At 57.4% G+C, this 18,087-nt stretch carries 15 protein-coding genes and 1 tRNA gene; 4 read left to right on the top strand and 12 right to left on the bottom strand.

Annotated features, from left to right (window positions below; all coding sequences use genetic code 11):
* Window positions 1-373: 373 nt before the first annotated feature.
* The 4 genes from FJU11_RS14065 to FJU11_RS14050 form a co-directional block, all read right to left on the bottom strand.
* The gene (locus tag FJU11_RS14065) at window positions 374-1,444 is read right to left on the bottom strand and encodes an endonuclease/exonuclease/phosphatase family protein (RefSeq protein ID WP_141167698.1); all 1,071 of its coding nucleotides are present in this window, start codon (window positions 1,442-1,444) and stop codon (window positions 374-376) included.
* 685 nt (window positions 1,445-2,129) lie between these two features.
* On the bottom strand, window positions 2,130-3,176 hold the full coding sequence (gene proX, locus FJU11_RS14060; RefSeq protein WP_141167697.1) for a glycine betaine/L-proline ABC transporter substrate-binding protein ProX: 1,047 nt from the start codon (window positions 3,174-3,176) through the stop codon (window positions 2,130-2,132).
* 184 nt (window positions 3,177-3,360) lie between these two features.
* Complete coding sequence (locus tag FJU11_RS14055) at window positions 3,361-4,356, bottom strand: ABC transporter permease (RefSeq protein ID WP_141167696.1); 996 nt, start codon at window positions 4,354-4,356, stop codon at window positions 3,361-3,363.
* Window positions 4,357-4,421: 65 nt separating this feature from the next.
* Window positions 4,422-5,162 carry an ATP-binding cassette domain-containing protein gene (locus FJU11_RS14050; protein ID WP_141167695.1) on the bottom strand — a complete coding sequence of 247 codons (741 nt, stop codon included), beginning with the start codon at window positions 5,160-5,162 and terminating at the stop codon, window positions 4,422-4,424.
* Window positions 5,163-5,447: 285 nt separating this feature from the next.
* On the opposite strand from FJU11_RS14050, the gene FJU11_RS14045 reads away from it, so the two are divergent.
* Window positions 5,448-6,446, top strand: a complete 999-nt coding sequence (locus tag FJU11_RS14045) for a sugar-binding protein (RefSeq protein WP_141167694.1) — start codon at window positions 5,448-5,450, stop codon at window positions 6,444-6,446.
* Window positions 6,447-6,940: 494 nt separating this feature from the next.
* Window positions 6,941-7,017, top strand: a tRNA-Arg gene (locus tag FJU11_RS14040).
* 276 nt (window positions 7,018-7,293) lie between these two features.
* Here the strand turns inward: FJU11_RS14040 and FJU11_RS14035 are convergent.
* A complete protein-coding gene (locus FJU11_RS14035) occupies window positions 7,294-8,031 on the bottom strand; it encodes a hypothetical protein (protein ID WP_141167693.1) in 738 nt (245 codons plus the stop codon).
* Window positions 8,032-8,201: 170 nt separating this feature from the next.
* Here FJU11_RS14035 and FJU11_RS14030 point away from each other — a divergent pair, with 170 nt between their 5' ends.
* Window positions 8,202-9,545, top strand: a complete 1,344-nt coding sequence (locus tag FJU11_RS14030) for a DNA cytosine methyltransferase (protein ID WP_141167692.1) — start codon at window positions 8,202-8,204, stop codon at window positions 9,543-9,545.
* On the opposite strand, the gene FJU11_RS14025 is transcribed toward FJU11_RS14030, so the two are convergent.
* Together FJU11_RS14025 and FJU11_RS14020 are read right to left on the bottom strand one after the other, a co-directional pair.
* A complete protein-coding gene (locus FJU11_RS14025) occupies window positions 9,490-10,395 on the bottom strand; it encodes a response regulator (protein ID WP_141167691.1) in 906 nt (301 codons plus the stop codon). The genes FJU11_RS14030 and FJU11_RS14025 overlap by 56 nt on opposite strands.
* Window positions 10,392-12,764 carry an ATP-binding protein gene (locus FJU11_RS14020; RefSeq protein WP_141167690.1) on the bottom strand — a complete coding sequence of 791 codons (2,373 nt, stop codon included), beginning with the start codon at window positions 12,762-12,764 and terminating at the stop codon, window positions 10,392-10,394. Before FJU11_RS14020 ends, FJU11_RS14025 begins: the two co-directional genes overlap by 4 nt.
* 121 nt (window positions 12,765-12,885) lie before the next feature.
* On the opposite strand from FJU11_RS14020, the gene FJU11_RS14015 reads away from it, so the two are divergent.
* On the top strand, window positions 12,886-13,308 hold the full coding sequence (locus FJU11_RS14015; protein WP_141167689.1) for a very short patch repair endonuclease: 423 nt from the start codon (window positions 12,886-12,888) through the stop codon (window positions 13,306-13,308).
* Between the two features lie 38 nt (window positions 13,309-13,346).
* Here FJU11_RS14015 and FJU11_RS14010 read toward each other — a convergent pair whose 3' ends face one another.
* The 5 genes from FJU11_RS14010 to FJU11_RS13990 form a co-directional block, all read right to left on the bottom strand.
* A complete protein-coding gene (locus FJU11_RS14010; protein ID WP_407946722.1) occupies window positions 13,347-13,598 on the bottom strand; it encodes a helix-turn-helix domain-containing protein in 252 nt (83 codons plus the stop codon).
* Between the two features lie 972 nt (window positions 13,599-14,570).
* Window positions 14,571-15,155 (bottom strand): Arm DNA-binding domain-containing protein, encoded by a 585-nt coding sequence (locus FJU11_RS14005; RefSeq protein ID WP_141167688.1) that lies wholly within the window; start codon window positions 15,153-15,155, stop codon window positions 14,571-14,573.
* 36 nt (window positions 15,156-15,191) lie between these two features.
* Window positions 15,192-15,395, bottom strand: coding sequence for a hypothetical protein (locus tag FJU11_RS14000; protein WP_141167687.1), 204 nt, complete (start codon window positions 15,393-15,395; stop codon window positions 15,192-15,194).
* A 144-nt stretch (window positions 15,396-15,539) separates the two neighbouring features.
* Window positions 15,540-15,896, bottom strand: a complete 357-nt coding sequence (locus FJU11_RS13995) for a hypothetical protein (protein WP_141167686.1) — start codon at window positions 15,894-15,896, stop codon at window positions 15,540-15,542.
* 127 nt (window positions 15,897-16,023) lie between these two features.
* Complete coding sequence (locus FJU11_RS13990; protein ID WP_141167685.1) at window positions 16,024-17,319, bottom strand: tyrosine-type recombinase/integrase; 1,296 nt, start codon at window positions 17,317-17,319, stop codon at window positions 16,024-16,026.
* Window positions 17,320-18,087: the final 768 nt, after the last annotated feature.

The raw sequence follows: 18,087 nt of genomic DNA, 5'->3' as shown, positions 1-18,087 counted from the left end.
GGCACCGTCCCCATGGCGGGATAAACGACACCGTGCCCATCAGCCGCCTCGGTCTCGATCAGGACAACCTGTTGAGGCTCCACATCTAGGGTCGCTTGTGTTCGTCGGGCTGTAATCATGCTCGTCGCATGAAGCACCGTAGAGGCCTTCATGGCTCATGCGGAAGTTGCGTACGCATCTGGTACGTGATGCCCTTATGCGCGCGGGGCCGGCGGTGACGGATCGACGAATGTCCCTTGCCCGCTCGTCCCCGCGAACCGGGCCCCTTTCCGTGGCCTCGCCGCTCGTCGCCTTGCGCTTCGAGCGAGAGTGATTTCAGGATAGCGCCCGTACACGGCCGGTTCCACGACCCTTCGGTGGATCCGGTTCCCGGTCAGTTCCCCACGTCCGCCGACCGTCCCGCCTTGATGATCTGTCGCGCGCGGCGCCAGACGCGCTGGACGGCGTTGGAGCCGTTTTTGCTTTTGGTCTCCGGGCGGTAACACAACGTCGCGAGCATCGGAAAATGATCCGAGCCGATGTCGCCCAGACGCTGGTAGCGCACGACGCGGAAATCCGGGGTGACGTAGATGTGGTCGAGCGGCCAGCGCATGATCCGGCTGTCTGCGTCGAAGCTCGCATAGTACCCGCGGCCGACACGCGGATCGGACATGCCGCTCAGCTGCTGGAAAAGCTGCGCGGTGCTGGACCACGGCACGTCGTTGAGGTCACCGGTCAGGAGCGCGGGAGCCCCATCTTTCGCGACGATGCGTGCGGCCTTCAACACCTCGGCATCGCCCGGCGCGGAACCGTGCATCATGGGCGGGCGCGGATGCAGGCCGTGGAAGACGAAGGTGCCGCCGCCCGACAGTTCGACCTCGGCGCGGATGGAAGGAACGTACCCTTTGATGAGGTGCTGCACCGAGGCGTTCTTCAGCGGCAGATTGGAAAACAGCATCATCGCCCAATAGTCGTCGCGCGGAGCGACGACCGTCTGCTTGAAGCGCTTCTTCAGCGGTTGCAGGGCCTTTTGCCAGTCCTCGTCCGTTTCCACGGCGAAGAAGAGATCCGGCTTCACCCGCTCGACGAGATCGCGCACCGCGCCGTACCGCGTATTACCGGCCTTCGCGTTGGCCTCGAGCAAGGTGAAGCGCCGGTCCGCCGGACAGGTCGTTTCCGCCTGCACGCTCACCCCGGCGACCGGCGTATAGGGCAGCAGGTAGAAAAGCTGGTACACCGTACACAGTGCGAGCGCAGCGATCAGGAGCTTCATGCCCGGCAGTGCATGCGCGACGATGGCGATCAGAAGCAGGCAAACGATCAGCACCGTGATCTGCGTCTGCGGAAAAACGAAGTTGCGGATCCACCAGTAGTTGCTGTTGATGATCGGAATGAGCGTCGCTGCGATCAGTACGAGGCCGATCAACCACAACAGGCCCGAAAGCCACCGTCTCTTCGTGTGCATGGGTAGCCTTTGGGATGAGTAGGCGGGAATGTCGATGATCGGCCGCCGCGCCTGGCGTGATCGGCCGGAACGCGACGGCGACGCGTCGAATGCCGCAGACCGAATGGTCGGACGCGCAGAGGGTTCCGTTCCCGGTTCGATTATTGGACGAGCTTAAGGATTTCCCGCCGGACATATGGGTGTGTCACCCTGACGAATGATCGAAAGGCGCCGATAGCGATGGATTTTTGAAGACGTTCATTTCTGTCGGAAGCATCGACAGTGTCGCTTACACGGCATCGGACGCAAAGCCCATCGAAGGGTGACCCGCCCTCACCCTCCGTCGTGCCCGGGCTGACCTGAGAATTGACGCCAGCTTCGATACGAGTGGTGTGCCGCATCGAACGTGGAAGGCGCGGTCATGCGGATACCCGACACCGTAATCAACGGCGCGGTGAGCTGGATCCTCGGGCCGAGCCCGAGGATTACGTCGACGAAGGAGAAGACACCGTTCAGATGGAAAGCGGAAAGGGCGTTTTCGTTTGCGGTGCCGACGTGCGCTCAACATGGAACGAACGATTCCAACGGCCCGCTGCGCCAACCCACACCAGCGTACCCCCGGACCTTCGGTCGACGCTCTTACGCCATGGCAGGTCGAATGCGATCGCCCGGAAATGATGGGCGATCGCCGTCGCGGTTTATCCGGTCAGGATTTCGAAGCCGCCTTCCGGGCGTCGTCGAGCCAGCCGTTCACCTCGTCCTGGTGCGCGTCGATCCAGTCGGTCGCCTGCTTCTTCAGATCCTTCGGGCCGTCGGCACCGTCGTTCATCTTCGCGTTCTGCTTGAAGATGTCGCCAAGCGGGATCTGCACCTCCTCGAGCAGGGTGTTCACCGACGGGTTGGCATCGAGGAACTTGACGTTGGCCACCGGCCGGATGTCGTTCGCCGGGAAGCCGAGCACGCACGGGTCGCTCGGGCAGCCGGTCACGTCCTTCACGGTCGCGGCATCGGCGAGGCTCATCTCTTCCTTCGGCAGGTCGACCTTCTTTACCTGCAGCCACTGCACGTCCCTGCCGGGCTTCAGCAGACCGACCGTCCAGTTCGGCGTCCAGGTGTAGAAGAGGATCGGCTGGTCGTTCTGGTAGCGCGCGATCGCGTCCGCCATCGAAGCGGAATAGCCGGCCTTCACCAGATTGATCTGGCCGTGCAGCTTGTAGGCGTCCATCATGTGGGCGATGTCCTTCTCGCACCCCCACCCTGGCGGACAGGCGATGAGATCCGCCTTGCCGTCGCCGTTGCTGTCGAAGGCCTTCTGCACCTCCGGCTTGGTAATGTCGGAGAGATACTTGATATGGTATTTCTCGGCCGACTTCTTGTCGACGAGGAAGCCCTGCAGCGCACCACCCTTGGCGACGTAGCCGACCCGTTTGGCGCCCGGCGAGAAGAACTTCTCGTAGGTGTTGTGGGAAGGAAACCAGCCGTTCACCCAGAGGTCGACGTCGCCCTGTCCGACCGCCTGGTAGAAGGGCGGATTCGAAAGCGTCAACGGATCGCCGACGTCGTAGCCGAGCTTTTCGAAGAGCTGGCGATAGATTTCGGCCTGCCACCAACCGGTGTCCCAGGTGGCGCGCGCCATCTTGATGGATTTCCCCTCGCCCGGCTTGTCGTTGCTCTGCGCGAGAGCGCTGCCGACGGGCATGGCGAACGCGAGCGCGCACGCGCCGAGAATGAGCGATCGGAGTGTTTTCTTCATCTATGTTCCCTTCCGGAAATTCGTCTTCGGTTTCGGCGCGCAACCTGCGCGTGCCGATGCCGGCGACGATACCCTGCCTCGGCGCAGACTCAAAATGCGACGTCGCAAACGCGACATCGATGCGAAGCCATGCATGCAGCGGATGCCGTTGCGCCTCGGAAACCCGCTACCCGTACAGCAGGGTTCAGTCGTTGCCGGATCGGCTCAGCCGATTGAATAGGACCGCAAGGATGATGAAGGAGCCGACGAAGGTTCCCTGCCAGAACGAATTGACGCCGAGCAGGATGAGGCTGTTGCGGATGACCTCGATGAGGGCCGCCCCGATCACCGCGCCGAACGCGCTGCCGACACCACCCATCAGATTGGCGCCGCCGACCACGGTCGCGGCGATCACGCGCAGCTCGTCGCCGGTGCCGAGCCCGGTCGTCACAGCACCGAGCCAGCCGACTTCGAGGACCGCCGCGATGCCGGCCATCAGGCCGCACAGCACATAGACCGAGCATTTGCGCCGGCGCACCGGCACGCCGGTCAGATTGGCCGCACGCTCGTTTCCGCCGACGGCGAAGATGTGCCGGCCCCAGCGGGTGAAGCGGAAGATGAAGCCCATGGCGAGTGCAAGCACGATGAGCACCAGCACGGGGTTGGCGATGCCGAAGGTCGAACCGCCGCCGAGCGCCAGCAGCTTGCCCCCGTCCGGACCGAACTCGAAGATCGTGCGGTTTTGCGAAATGACCATCGCGAGGCTTCGCCCGACGCTGAGCATGCCGAGCGTAACGACGAAGGGCTGCATGCCGACATAGGCGATGAGGATGCCGTTCACGAGACCGACGGCGACCGCGCTCAAAAGTGCCGCGGCGATGCCGATCCAGATCGAGAAGCCGGCATGCATGACGACGGAGATGACGACACCGGCGAGCCCGATGGTCGAGCCGACCGACAGGTCGATGCCGGCGGTGACGATGACCGCGGTCATGCCTAGGGCGACGATCGCCACGAAGGCGAAATTGCGCGTCACGTTGAAGAGGTTCTGCGAGGTCGCGAACGAGTTCGTCGCGAAGGAGAGAACAATGCAGGCGAGAACGGTCGCCACCGCGACCCAGAAGACCTGATTGGCGAGAAGGCCGCTCCAGCGGGTATGCGTCTGCTCGGCACCGCTATCGTGTGAAGTCAACGACGTCATTCGCTCCCCCGAAGCCGAAGGCTCCGCCTCTTTTCGAACCACCGGAAACGGCGGTACCTACACCTTCAAGCCACCTCCAGCGCACCGGTGATCAGGCCCGTCACCTCCTCCGGCGACGAATCGGCCACGCGTTTGTCGGCGACCTTGCGGCCGCGCCGCATGACGGCGACCCGGTCGGCGACCGTGAAGACGTCCGGCATGCGGTGACTGATGAGGATGACGGCGATGCCCTGGTCCCTCAGCCGTTCGATGAGCTGAAGCACTTCGGCTACCTGCCGCACGCTGATCGCCGCCGTCGGCTCGTCCATCAGCACGATGCGCGCCTGAGAAAGGCGCGTCCGGGCGATCGCCACCGCCTGACGCTGCCCGCCGGACATCTGCCGGACGAGGTCGCGCGGGCGCGTCTCGGACTTCAGTTCGGCGAAGAGCTCTCGCGAGCGGCTGTACATCGTCTTGTAGTCGATGATCTTGAAGGGGCCGATGCCGCGGCGCAGCTCGCGCCCGAGATAGACGTTGGCCGCCGCCGTGAGATTGTCGCAAAGCGCGAGGTCCTGGTAGACGACCTCGATGCCGTTGTCGCGCGCGTCGATCGGCCGATGAAACCGTACGGGCCTGCCCTCGACACGAATCTCGCCTTCGGACGGCAGGAAGTTGCCGGCGATGATCTTGACGATCGTCGATTTCCCCGCGCCGTTGTCGCCCATCAGGCCGAGAACTTCACCGGCCTCCAACGAGAGCGTGACGTTGTTCAGCGCCCGGATCGCGCCGAAATGCTTCGAGATGCCGTTAAGCTCGAGAACGGCCACAGAGCACTCCTCCCCTCGGCGTTCCTCCCGTCCGCACGCCGTCGGACGAAAGGAAGAATGCACGATCCGCAAGACCCGTCAACGCCGCCCGCAAAGAATGCGCGCGGCGACGATGAAAGCCATTGACAGCGCGCCTTAGCCAACGCTTATCTTCTGTTTCACGCTTTTGCGTGACCGCCGCGCCGCTTCGAGGAGGAAGGGGCGAGCGCCCGAAAACTGGTTCGGGCGACCGGTGGAGACGGTGCACGGCGCCGCTGGAAGGACGTTTCAACCGGGAGGAATGCAATGAAGACACTGATCACGGGTCTCGTCGCGGCGGGTGCGCTTGCCATGGCCGCGGCACCGGCGTCGGCACAGAACCTCAAGACGCTGGCGCTGGTCGTCAAGGGCCTCGACAACCCCTATTTCGACCTGATGCACCAGGGTTGCGAGCGTGCCAACAAGGAACTTAAGGAAAACGGCTACACCTGCTACTACACCGGCCCCGCCACGGCGGCCGACGAGGGTGCCGAGGTCCAGATCGTCGACGACCTCCTGACGAAGGGCGTCGCGGCCATCGCCATTTCGCCATCGAACGCACCGGCGATCGCCCAGCTCCTGAAGCGGCGCAAGACGAACATCCCGGTCATCACCGCCGACGCGGACTTCCTCAAGAAGGACCGGGACCTGCGCAAGGCATTCGTCGGCACGGATAATCACGAGCTCGGCGTCGATCTCGCCAAGCAGTTGAAGAAGCACATGGCGAAGGGAGGCAAGATCTGCCTCGTGCTCGGCAACTCGGCCGCCGCCAACATCAACGAGCGTGCGGCCGGCACCCGCGACGAGCTTTCCGGCAAGGAAGGCACCGAGAAGCTGACCGGCCAGAACGGCTGGACGGAGATCAGCGGCTGCCCGCTCTACACCGACGACGACGCCGCCAAGGGCAACCAGATGATGGCCGACACGCTGACCGCGAACCCCGACCTCGACGCCTTCGTCCTCGAAGGCGGCTGGCCGCTCTTCGCCCCGCAGGCCTATACGCAGGTCACGAACCCCATCAAGGGCAAGATCGAGAGCGGCGATTTCGTGATCGTCTCGGCCGATACACTCGAACCGGAGATGCAGGCGCTCAAGGATCATCGTGTCAACGCGCTGGTCGGCCAGCGTCCGGAACAGATGGGTTACGATGCGGCGATGACCATGATGAAGCTCGCCGAAGGCAAGAGCGTCGAAAACACGATCTACACCGGTCTAGACACCTGCACGTGGGACAACGCCGACAACTGTCTGAAGGGCAGCAAATAGGCTTCGGAACCGCAGCGGGCAGTAGCTAAGCATCGCCGAGGACGCGACTTTCCACACGAATGCCACGCCCTCGGCCTTTTCGGACGGGTCGACGTCAACGGACATACGGCGGCCAAACGGCGACGGTCAGCCGTGCACTCGTCCCGCATTGTCATAGGAGACCCGCAGCAAGGTAGACGCCGAAGCACCGCTACGGATGTCGATGAGGCCTGCTGAACCCCGAAACATAACGGCGTTCGTTCGCCGACCATCGCCGTGGATGAATCGGGTCGGTTCGAACCAGCATTAGAAGCCCCGTCCGACAACGATCCGGTTCCTCGGCAAGCCGTAAACCGCGCGTATGCAAACAGAACGGCGATAACAGAACGCGCACGAGACCATCGTCACGGAAAGCATGCCCAGATACAGCCAACCCACCCGAAAGTCGCCCGACCGCGCCAACCGACGATCGCCCATTGATGCGCCCGAAACGATCGGCTAAGACCACCAAGCTCGCACCCGTAGCTCAGCTGGATAGAGCGCTGCCCTCCGAAGGCAGAGGTCACAGGTTCGAATCCTGTCGGGTGCGCCAATCTTTTCAATGACTTGGATGATTTCGTCGCTTCGCTGTTTTCCTAAAGGAAGCACATAGGAAGCACCGCGAAGGTAAATCCGAGTCAATTCGCGCCACCTCCGGCGCGTCTCCCGCCGCCCAATAGATAGGTAGAGATAGATACCCTAAGAGAGCTTGTTTTCCTCGGAGCCGCCTTCGCATAAAGCGGAGGAAGGCGGCTCCGAGGAAAGCAAGTGGGTTTTCCTTGGTGAGCAAGAGCAGTTTTCGAGCTGTCGAGCTGTTTGCCTGTACTGATTATGACCACCACTCTGTCAAGGGCAGCATATCATCTCCGCGATCTAGCGCTTCCCGAACGCCTCGAATTCGAGCGTCATAGTGCTCGATTAGCGCTGAAAGGCTTGCATGTACATTCACGATATCAGAAATCTTTGAAGATGGCGGAGATTGGCCGCGTGTCACCAAGTCCTGAAATTCCTGAAGATCAGAACAAAGCTGCTCAACAAGGATTTTCGCATTGCAAAGCGTCACAACCACTGCTGGGTGAATATGACCGGATGACGTGAGCAGAGTCTCTAACGACAAATTCGCTAGTTTTGCTCGTTGAACCCACGACCGGATGTCATCTGTGTCGAAACCTTCATTTGCCTGTGTAAGTTCCGCGGCGACTATCTGCGACTCAAATTGCGCTTGGATGAGAATAAACCTAACGCCCCAAGCAGCCTCCTCCCCTTGCTTCCGCCGGATTCGCCGAGCTTGGCGTGCCTCACTGGCCACTATCCACAACGCGCCAATGATGGCGATCATAGACCCCGACACTTGTGCCCAGGCGGCGGCATCAGAGCCCCAACCGTCCGAGCGCACATTTAAGTAGGCGACGAGTCCAGCTCCGACGATTAAGACGGCGACAGCTAGAAGAAACGCTAAGCTAATTACTCTTGTGATCAGACTTAAGCGAATGGGCCGAACTGTGCGCTGATTAAAACCCCATGGATGATTTTCAGGATTACCTCTATTTTTGAAATTATTGTTCATTGCGCCCGCTTCTTTTGATAGGTCAGTTTTCAGTATGATTCATGTTGCCCACCAGCTGAAAAGCGGCAACTAGGGCGTGTAACAGAAATTTAGTTGCTTTCCGGCAGATTGCGCCTGGCGCTTCTTGACAACTGCTGGCATGATGTGCCTTGCGTCGCCGCGGGGAAAGCATGATAGTTTCTAAACCTGAGGATGCCCGTAAGGACGGCCATTTCTCACCAGCACACACTTTTGTGGACATTTTTGCGGGTTGCGGCGGGCTCAGCCTTGGCCTGATGCAGGCTGGCTGGAAAGGCCTCTTCGCCGTTGAACACGACGCCAACGCTTTTCAAACATTGCATGACAATCTGATCGTGCCAGATGCTCGGTTCCGGTTTGCATGGCCCGATTGGCTCCCTATGGTCGCCACCGATGTCGCGGACCTGCTAACGACCCATCGCCAGCAGCTTGCTGCATGTGCCGGTAAGGTGGATATGCTGGTGGGGGGACCTCCGTGTCAGGGGTTTTCAAGCGCCGGCAAGCGCAATCCCAATGACCCGCGAAATCGCCTTGTAGAGCAGTACCTAGAATTCGTGCGCCTTCTGAAACCGCGCGTTGTCTTGATCGAAAACGTACGCGGCATCACGACTGATTTCGACGATAGCGCAGCGGACGGCGGCAAATTGAACTACGCGCAGTGGATCATCAAAGCCCTTGGTGAGGACTACGACGTTTCCACGAGGATGATCGACACATCTTTGTTCGGCGTCCCGCAAAAGCGCCATAGGTTCTTTATCATTGGTTTTAGGAGGGGAAGCGGAATAGACCCTCTACAGCTTTTCGACGCCGTTGAGCGTCATCGCCAAACGTTCCTCCGCCGTAAGGGTATTTCCAGTGTGCCAGTCTCCACCAAAGCGGCGATCTCAGACTTGGAGGTCTCGCGGAACGGCAAGATACCTAGCCGCGACAGCGCCGGGTTCCAGGACATCGCATATCAAGGCCCGCTAACAGCGTTCCAAAGATTGATGAACGACGGGTGGGTAGGTATCCCTCCCGATACACGGCTTGCGCGGCATCGACCGGAAATTGTGGCTCGCTTTGCGAAAATCATCGACTTATGCCACGCAGATGGGCGGCTCAATGTGTCGCTGTCGTCAGAGATAAAGGCGAGCTTTGGCCTCAAGAAAAGCGCGATCCGGGTCCTTGATCCCAACGCGCCCTCTCCGACCGTCACGAGCATGCCTGACGACCTAATCCATTATTCAGAGCCGCGAGCCCTTTGTGTAAGGGAGAACGCACGGCTCCAGAGCTTCCCTGACTGGTTTGCCTTTAAGGGGAAATATACGACCGGCGGTGAGCGGCGTAAGATGGAAGTGCCAAGATTTACGCAAGTCGCGAACGCGGTTCCTCCACTCGTCGCGGAGGCTATCGGCTTGTCGGTAGCAAAGCTTTTGGATGAATGGCAAAATCCGAAGCCGGCTATTCGGGAAAAGCAGCGTCTAAAATTTCCTGAAACTCTAGAAGCGCAACCCTGAGTGCGCGCATATCTGCTGCTGTGACCTCGGCACCCTTGCTATCGTAGAATTTGCGGGAAAACCCATTCTTTTCAACGCGTATATGAGCCAGATCGTTGCGTTTCGGCATGACGGTTTCACGATAGCCATTGAACTTGACGCTGTGCTCTTTGTGCAAATCGAGTTGCTTCATTAGTTTTTGAAGAAGTCTAAAGCGATCATCACTTGTATAAATGCGATGGTGGTCGGTTAGCTCTGTCACATGCGTTACGGCCTTGATCGCCTCGACCGATTTTTCAAATTCCCTTTGTTTTTCATCTAGGCGTTTTTGAATGGCCTGAATTGCTTGGGCTCTCTGCTCCGCGTTGCAGCCATCGAACACTTTAGAAAGCCCATCAAATATGACTTTGTCTATATCACTTGTCGCCCCCATCACAATCCCACGCGAGTGATCGATATCCAAGACCTTTCGGACGAGGTTCCTAAAAACCTCTTCTACTACACCAGGCAAATCAGGTCGATGTGCTGTAAAAATTCCCTGAATATTTCTTTTGCTTGCCATCTTCGCCAGGTCTGCCGTCGCTTTGGCAGAATAAAATATCAGATCCTTATATGGAAATATCGCCCGGACCTCCGTAAGCCCCTCGTCTCCTGACTTCCCCGGACCAAGATCGTAATCCATCAAAATCAAGTCGACATGATCGCCGTAGATTTCTTCATCCAAATATTTAGTCGCATCATCCACAGATGGCGCAAATTTGACAGCGAGCCGGAAACCCTCTTTCCTAATTTGGGAAGCGATGCGCTCCATTTGGTCAGATACATTGTTGGGTTGGTCCTCAACCCACAGCACATTGAAATCTAGCCTCATTTTGCAATCCTAATAGCGAATGATGCGCCACGTCGGTCTTCATTTTGGGTGGCTTCAATGGTTCCATTCATTTCGCCGAGTACATGCCGGATATGAAAGAGACCTAACCCTGAGCCGTCGGTCGTAGTGAAGCCTTTCTCGAATATGCGTTCAAGCTCATCAATTCCCCGGCTGAAACCGCGCCCATTATCTGTGACGTGCAAATGAATGGTCGATTTAGTGGGGTGAGTAATAGCAAATGACATCCGGGTGGCGCCCGCCTTCCGCGAATTTGCGATTAGATTGTCTACCACCACTGCAATATCGATCGGCTTAAACCGTTGTTCGAAACCTTTTCCGTCGTTTGTTACTTCGAGGGTCAGAGGGCCCGACAGAAAGTCCTTTGCCACTCCGTTAATATATTGCTCGATATATTCGCCTACATCGGCTTCAATGTTCTCAGATTCCAACCTAAAATTCGCTTTTGTGGCAAATTTTGAAACTCCCAATATCTTGCTGTTCAGAAATGAAATAGCCTCCATCGCGTCCACAACCTCTGACACTGGTACTGTCTCGCGGCCCGCAATCTTTACCAGGAAATTTTCAATCTTTTGCCTAATAACACCGCCATATGTCGTTACCTGATGATGCAGCGATATGATCGTATCTTCATCAAGTGTAGAGATAGATGAGAGGAAGAGATTTCGCTTTCGTTCTTCAGCAAGTTTTTCTGACGCCTCCGTAGCCGCCTTTTCGGCCACATATGCACGAGCCTCTGCCGCCTCTTTGGCCCTGCGCTCTTCGTCGGCTTGCTTGCGGGCCCGCTCCTCCGCCTCCCGAAGTTCCTCGAAGCGCTTTTCTGCTGCCTCGATATTGTTGAACAGTCCCCTGTCTTTAGTCTTTTCGGCTATTGCCCGCAAACTGCTAAGGGAGGCCTCAAATTGAGCTGAACGCTCGCTTAGGATGCCGATCAGACTTGTGCTGTATGCGAGTAGTTCTACGTTTTTGTCATCAACAAGCTTCGCGACCGCCGCCGCGACGCGAGCCCGGCCTGGGTCTGTCAACAGCCGGGAGACGTCACTGGTATTCTTGTCCTCTTTGTCCACGAAGGTGACCGGAACAACGTAACGCTCCAGGCGGATGAGGCAGTAGTCACGGAAGCATTTCCTGAGCTGTGTGACAGCAGGTGTTTCGATAAGGCCGGCATTTCGGCTGGAGGCTTCTTGGAAATCGCTATCGGTTCCTGAGACATCCACACGTCCAATGACATCGCGCGTCCCGAGAAAACGTGCGTAGCCCTGCTGCTTCCTGCGGTCCATCCCGAACCAGTCATCTGTCTCTTCACCAATCGGGTAAACTCGAAAGCCATTTCGGAAGAGGAAAACAGAGCCAAACTGGACCGAGGGCACCCCCATGCGCCGCGCGAACGTAACCTTCGCAGACTGGTTCAAAAAGAACACCTGGCACTTGAAGCCGGACTTAGCGAGAAGAGGGAATTCATTAGGCTCCCGTATACGGTATATGAGCTCACCGCGATCAGTAAGTGTGCTCTCGATGTACTCACCACTCTCATCGATTGCGACATCAATAAAAGTGGTTTTTTCCTGCAGCGTAGCGAAAATAAAGTTTCCTACCTCGCCATTTACAATGGCATTCGGGTTCTCTTCCTCACCCTTTTTCTGGGATTGTAAGCGTTCTGCTTTGTCTGCTTCTTGTTCTGCGGGAGCGTGGATAACGATGCGAAATCCGTCCGTAGACACCCCAAACGGATTTATCAGTTTTGCCAAGGCCGACTTCAGCCTCAGGATTTTCTCGCGGCCCCACTGTCGCCGGGTCTTTTCAATCGTTATCGCTGTTCCATGTTTGGGTGCGGTAAGTTCATCCGGGAGGGAAAAGCCCTCCGGTTGGGCAACGTAGTCTACACCGATTTTTTCAAAGTGTTCCGTATGGTCCTGATCGAAACGGTCCCAATCGATAGCGATGCAATGGACGGGGTCATTGCGTTCTAACTTTGGGCGGGTTTGTAAGCGGATAAGTTGGCCAAGTCTGTCCGACGAGAACCGGCCGATGCCTTTACTGCCCGCATAGTTTCGCCGCTCCGCGATATCATCTCGAAAGTCGGCTTCACGATTGGATTCACGTTTTGAGGAGTAGGCCACGAAGAGCCATTTGGTTCTGATGTCCTCATATGACATGCCTATGCCATCGTCGGCGATCGTGATCGTTGAAGCGCCAAAATATAGTTGGACAAGCTTAGCTTCTGCATCGAACGAGTTCTTTACAAGTTCAAATATCGCGACCTCATCATCAGTGATGAGTTCGCTGCCGAGCACGCTTTTCAGGCCTGTGCTCACATCAAAATGTAATGGCTCTTCTTTGGCTGCGCTCATCGAATCTCTATTCCAGTATCTCTATCACCTACCATTTCGCTTAATTCGGCCCAACTATTTCCACGAAGATGGGGAAGGCTAATTTCTGGACGACCTTTGGTTTAGCACATTTGGGTTAAAAATGGCGGATACGCTCACACCGCAGGAGCGCAGCGAACGGATGCGGAGGATTCGGGGAAAAAACACAAAACCCGAGTGGCTGGTACGCCGCATGCTCCACAATGCCGGATATAGGTATCGGCTCCACCGGCATTCCCTTCCTGGCAAGCCTGACCTGGTGTTTCCTTCCCGCAAGATAGCTGTTTTTGTACATGGGTGTTTTTGGCACCAACATCAGGGGTGCAAGATCGCACATATCCCGAAATCTCGTTCAGGATACTGGAAGCAAAAATTCCGACGCAATGTTGAAAGAGACGCTGCGAATGAGGCCGCTCTGGAGAATATTGGGTGGCGGGTAATCGTCGTCTGGGAGTGCGAAACCGCCGATAGTGAAAGCCTCCTATTGAGGCTAACTGAGGAACTTCGGCTGCCATCAGTTTCATAGGCCCCACCTACACTCCACATAGCCTGCTTATCCCCACGCTATCCGATGCTCTGAAGGTGTTGGACAAGTGCTGCGGGATCGAAGCTAAGTATCTCAGATAACTCCACAAGCTCCACAACATCCACCCTCCGTTGCCCGCTTTCCAAGCGTGCCACGAACGACTGATATGCGCCCAGCTTCTCCGCCAGCTCGGTCTGTGTAAACCCCGCCATCTCTCGCTTCTCGATCAAGAGGGCAATCAGGGCTTTATGCCGCTCAGTCCCAAGGGTTTTGACCACGAATTGCCCCACCTGATAGCAGATGAGGGCTTCCGGTATATCTGATTTTCAGTTATCTTAAATTCAGATATTTGGAGGCTTGGTTATGGACTGGGCACAGGTGGCGATTTGGGTGATTTGCCTTTCCCCGATCTGGGGCGCATTTGCGTTGGAGTGCTGGGAAGGGCTGATTCGGCCGAGCCTGATCCCACGCGATAGAATATTGGCTGAAGCTGATAGGTTGTGGGCAATCGATGACGATCGCGCCTTTGACACGGCCTGTATGGAAGAGCACGCTGCATGGTATCGTTCGAATACATCCGAGCAAGGCCGGTGGCGGCGAATCAGACGCGAGATTATGCGAAGGGAACGCGCGAGAGGCACCACCTTTCGGAAGGTGCGTCGCGCTTCTGACCTTCACTGAGAACTGATGCCATTCGGTTTGGACTTTCTTTCCTCGACGGCAGGCAGTTGCCAATTTCTCCCAATCGCTCAGGGTCGTTTATTTCCTATATTATCGATCCGTCCATAAGACGTATTCGTGCTTCCTGATGCTCTATCCTGATGAGTGAAAGATAATTCTTTCCTTCCAACAACTTGCTTTGTCCTCAATCCATCTACCTGGGGGCTGGTGCCACAAACGCTTTCATCCAAGCTCGGTCATACAGTCCGGGCCACGCCTCGTGAGGGCTGCCATATGTGAAAGCTTGTCTCACGACGAGGATCGGGCGCGTCTTATAGCGGCGATGCCTATCGCATCGCTCCTCAACATTGACATACAGAGTCGTCCGAAAAACCCGAAAATGCGATTCAGGGGTGAGCGACAGCGATGTTTCGCTGTTTCCGAGCCTGTTTCCCGTTTCGGTCGCGTGTTTCCCGAGTTTGTTTCGGGCCTGTCATAGATCACGCGCCGGGGTGGACTCGACCCCGATCATGAGCGGACGTGCTGCGTTTCCCGGTTTCTCTGGGGTAACATGGGGGAAGCGGGCCGAGACGGACCTAGCTTCATTTGAAGCGTTGGATCAATTCGCCGCTCTTGTGCATCGGGCGCGGGTCGTTTCCGGCCATCGCTTCAATGCGTGCTTCGCGTGCCAGACGTTTCGCCAAGTCCAATGTGAGATTGCCTGGTTTGCCTAAAGTGATTTTGCCCTGCGTGCTGCGCCCGCAGATCCTGAACATGACGATGTAGGTTTTTACGCCTGAGGGTCGGACACGTAAGCCAAACCCCGGCACGGCCTCGGACCAGATCGTATATTCACTTGATCTCGGCGGAGCGGTGATCACGCTTTCTTCGGTTAGGTCCGGCCGCACGACCACTGCGAGCTTTTGCACCTCGGCACCGATATTCGGCACAATAAGCAGGTCTTCGGGGTCGATGTCTCCGATGTAGTCCCCCGATAATTCGACTGTTTCCCGATAATAGCGCGGGAGCATGTCTCGGAAGGCTCTTCGGGCAAATGCGTCCGAATAGCCTTGATGGCGCAAAGCCCAGTAGGCATCGTTGCGGGCGCGCGGGTCGTGTGGCCCGATTGGCTCGTGCTGCATGCGCCGCAAAAGTTGGCTATTTGTGGGGTTCTTGCGGGGCTTCATCGTTTGAGCCCCGCAAGTGTCGATCTGCGTCGGAGGCTACCGGACTTCTGCGACTTCGGCTTCCAAGTATCCCGCAATCTGCGGGATACTTGCCGTGGTGTACACCGAGGGGCCGGACTTGAGATAGACGATACCGCCCTCACCGCCATTGGGGCGGCCCCCGGCGATCTCGCTGCGGCGGATGAGAGCGCCGCCGCCCTTGGCTGGGATAAGGATGAAATCGCTTGTTTCGTTTTCCATGACATGGGTCCTTTCGATGGGTTGGTGTCATGGTGAGGCACAGCGGCCTTCACCTCTAATAACAAACCAGACCCACCGAGGGTGTCAACTTTTGAGTTGCCATAAGTCATTGTAATTTCTTATTATTGCCCCGCTCTGACCCAATCAGAGTTTTGCCAGAAGTTCGAATACGTCCATGTCGCGGCTAAGTTCGACTGCCGGTTTTTTGTTGGGACGCGCAGGTTTGCGATTGGATTGCCGAGGCAAGACATCGGGTGTTTCCGCCTTTCGCTGAGACTGGAGGATAGGTGGTTCCGATGTGGTCCGGCGAACCTGACGGCGAGATTTGACCCATTCGTCAAGCTGCTCAGGCGTGTAATAGACGCGGGCGGGAAATTTGACGTGTTCAGCGCCCTCGCCGGTATGGCGCAATTTGGCGAAATATTTGGGACTGTAACGGATGCCGTAGGTCCGAATGAGGTAATTGACCGCTTCTTCTGGCGTGAGGTGTTTGGTCTGCATTTTTTGCACTCCGTGGATCGCGTTTGAGAGTGCGACACGGGCTGCGTCGCCCCATTATATACACTGAGAGCGTCGAAATCTGCGGTCCTGCGGCAAAGAAAAATAAAACCCACTCAAATACATATACTTACGGACGGTCCTGATCACGGGTTTTGCTGACATTGATGGCCTGGCCAATCTGGTTCAAGCCTCGCCGCAATGGGTCCTCGGTGAGGTGAGCGTAGCGCGAGGTCGTCTCTGGGGATTTGTGTCCGAGCAAGGCTCCGATCATTTGTAGGCTCATGCCCTGCGCGGCACCGATGGACGCGAAGGTATGTCGCAGATCATGCAAGCGAACGTTCTCAAGCTCGGCATGATTTGCGATCCGTTGCCAAGGGCGTTTCAGGTCGGCACGGGGCTGGTCTGGGTTGCTTCCCGCGATCACATAGCGTCCGACGCGCGGCAAGTTCTGTAAGACGTCAAGAGCTGCATCGGAAAGGAAAACGGTTTTGCGGCCCGTCTTGCTGTCTGGCAAAAGCAGAAGCCCGCGCTCGAAATCGACCTCATTCCATCTTAGATGCAGGATTTCCCGCAAGCGGCAGCCGGTCAGCAAAAGCAGCCGGATTGCGCCGGTGACATGCGGAGAGAGGATTTCGCGCTGCTTTTCCGATGTCGGACGATGCTTGGCCTCCGCAGTCTCGCGAAAGGTCCATGGAAGGCCGATCGTTTCGGCTTCCTCAAGCGCCGTGCTCAACCGTGCCAACTCATCCTCCGACAAGAAGCGCTCTTTCGCGCCGTCCTTAAAGAGCTTCACGCCTGTTCGCGGATTTGTTTCAAGATAGCCTTGGTTGACCGCATAGGTGAAGATCCCGCCGAGAAGGCGCACCGTGCGGGTCGCGGTTCCCTTGCCGCCCTTGATAATCGAGCGACCTTTTTTGCCGGTGGGTTTATCCCGAGCAGTCTTGCCCTTGGCGATGTCGTTCAAGAACCGCTCGATGTCTTGCCTCGTCACGGCACCGATCTTCTTCTTGCCGAGCAGCGGGCGAATATGGCCATCGATGCGTCCGACATCGGTCTTGATGGTGCTGGCCTTCTTCAAACCCACACCATGCTCAAGATATTCATCGCAAAGCTGCGAGACGGTCATTTCAGAGCGGGCCTTTCGCTCTGCGCCGACGAGATCGTTTCCAAGATGGGCCGACGCCAGGTAATCCTCAGCGCTCTTGCGCGCTTGGTCGGTCGTCACCACGCCGTAGGTGCCGAGCGCCTTGCGTCGGGTCGGCGTGCCACGCCCGCCGGTTCGATATTGGACGATGAATACCTTCTTCCCGTTCGGCCAAACCCTTACGCCAAAGCCCGCCAGCTTTCCGCACCACGCGAAATACTCCTTCTCGCGCGGTACAAGCCGATCGACGACCGTCTTGGTGAGGCGGGTTTCGCTCATCTGGATTTACAGGAAGCACATAGGAAGCACATAGGAAGCACCGAAGCGGTAAATCAGGGTAATTTGGGGCAATGCCGATTACGGCGTCACCTACCAAAAGAACACCATTTTACAAGAAAAATCAAACGCCTGCGGTAATTTTGAGTTAGCTTCGGAAAAGCCAAGAAATCTCAATCCCTCGCCCTCCGAAGGCAGAGGTCACAGGTTCGAATCCTGTCGGGTGCGCCAGAGATCCTTTTGGATCGGTGGCTGACCTCGAGCGGAGTTTCCTCGCTTGCGCTCGTTTTTCTGTTCGAAATCCAGCTTGTCCATCATCGCGGATGTTCGCATTGACCGGCCCGTCGTCGACCATATGGCACTCGCCGATGTGCTCGAACGTGCCGTAAACGACCTTCGGGTCGGTCGAAGGCGGCCTGCCGCCTCGACTGGTTTCAGCACGACGAACCAAGGTTAGCAAAGGCGGCTCCTTTGCGCTCACCCCGTCTCGCTTCGGCGAGCCGATCGTCTCCGGCTCGAGGCGGTCCATGCACGCCCGATGAAAAGCAACTCGTTCTCACAAAACCGAAGCCGGGGCGTATCGCACTTTTACCGCCCGTTTCGAAATGGCATGCGGAGGAGCGCGCTAGGATACCTAGTCATCTCTAATGACCGGACGAGCGATATCAGGCACAAACATGAACGCACCGGAAAACCGCCGGATGTCGTTCGTCGTGTGTACGTCGTTTCTTGCGCGGGCCGGCGGGCCATGACGAAGTTGCGTGAAGGCGT

It is taken from the genome of Pararhizobium mangrovi (assembly GCF_006516965.1).
Classification (GTDB): domain Bacteria; phylum Pseudomonadota; class Alphaproteobacteria; order Rhizobiales; family Rhizobiaceae; genus Pararhizobium_B; species Pararhizobium_B mangrovi.
This window is presented reverse-complemented; position numbering and strand designations above follow the sequence as displayed.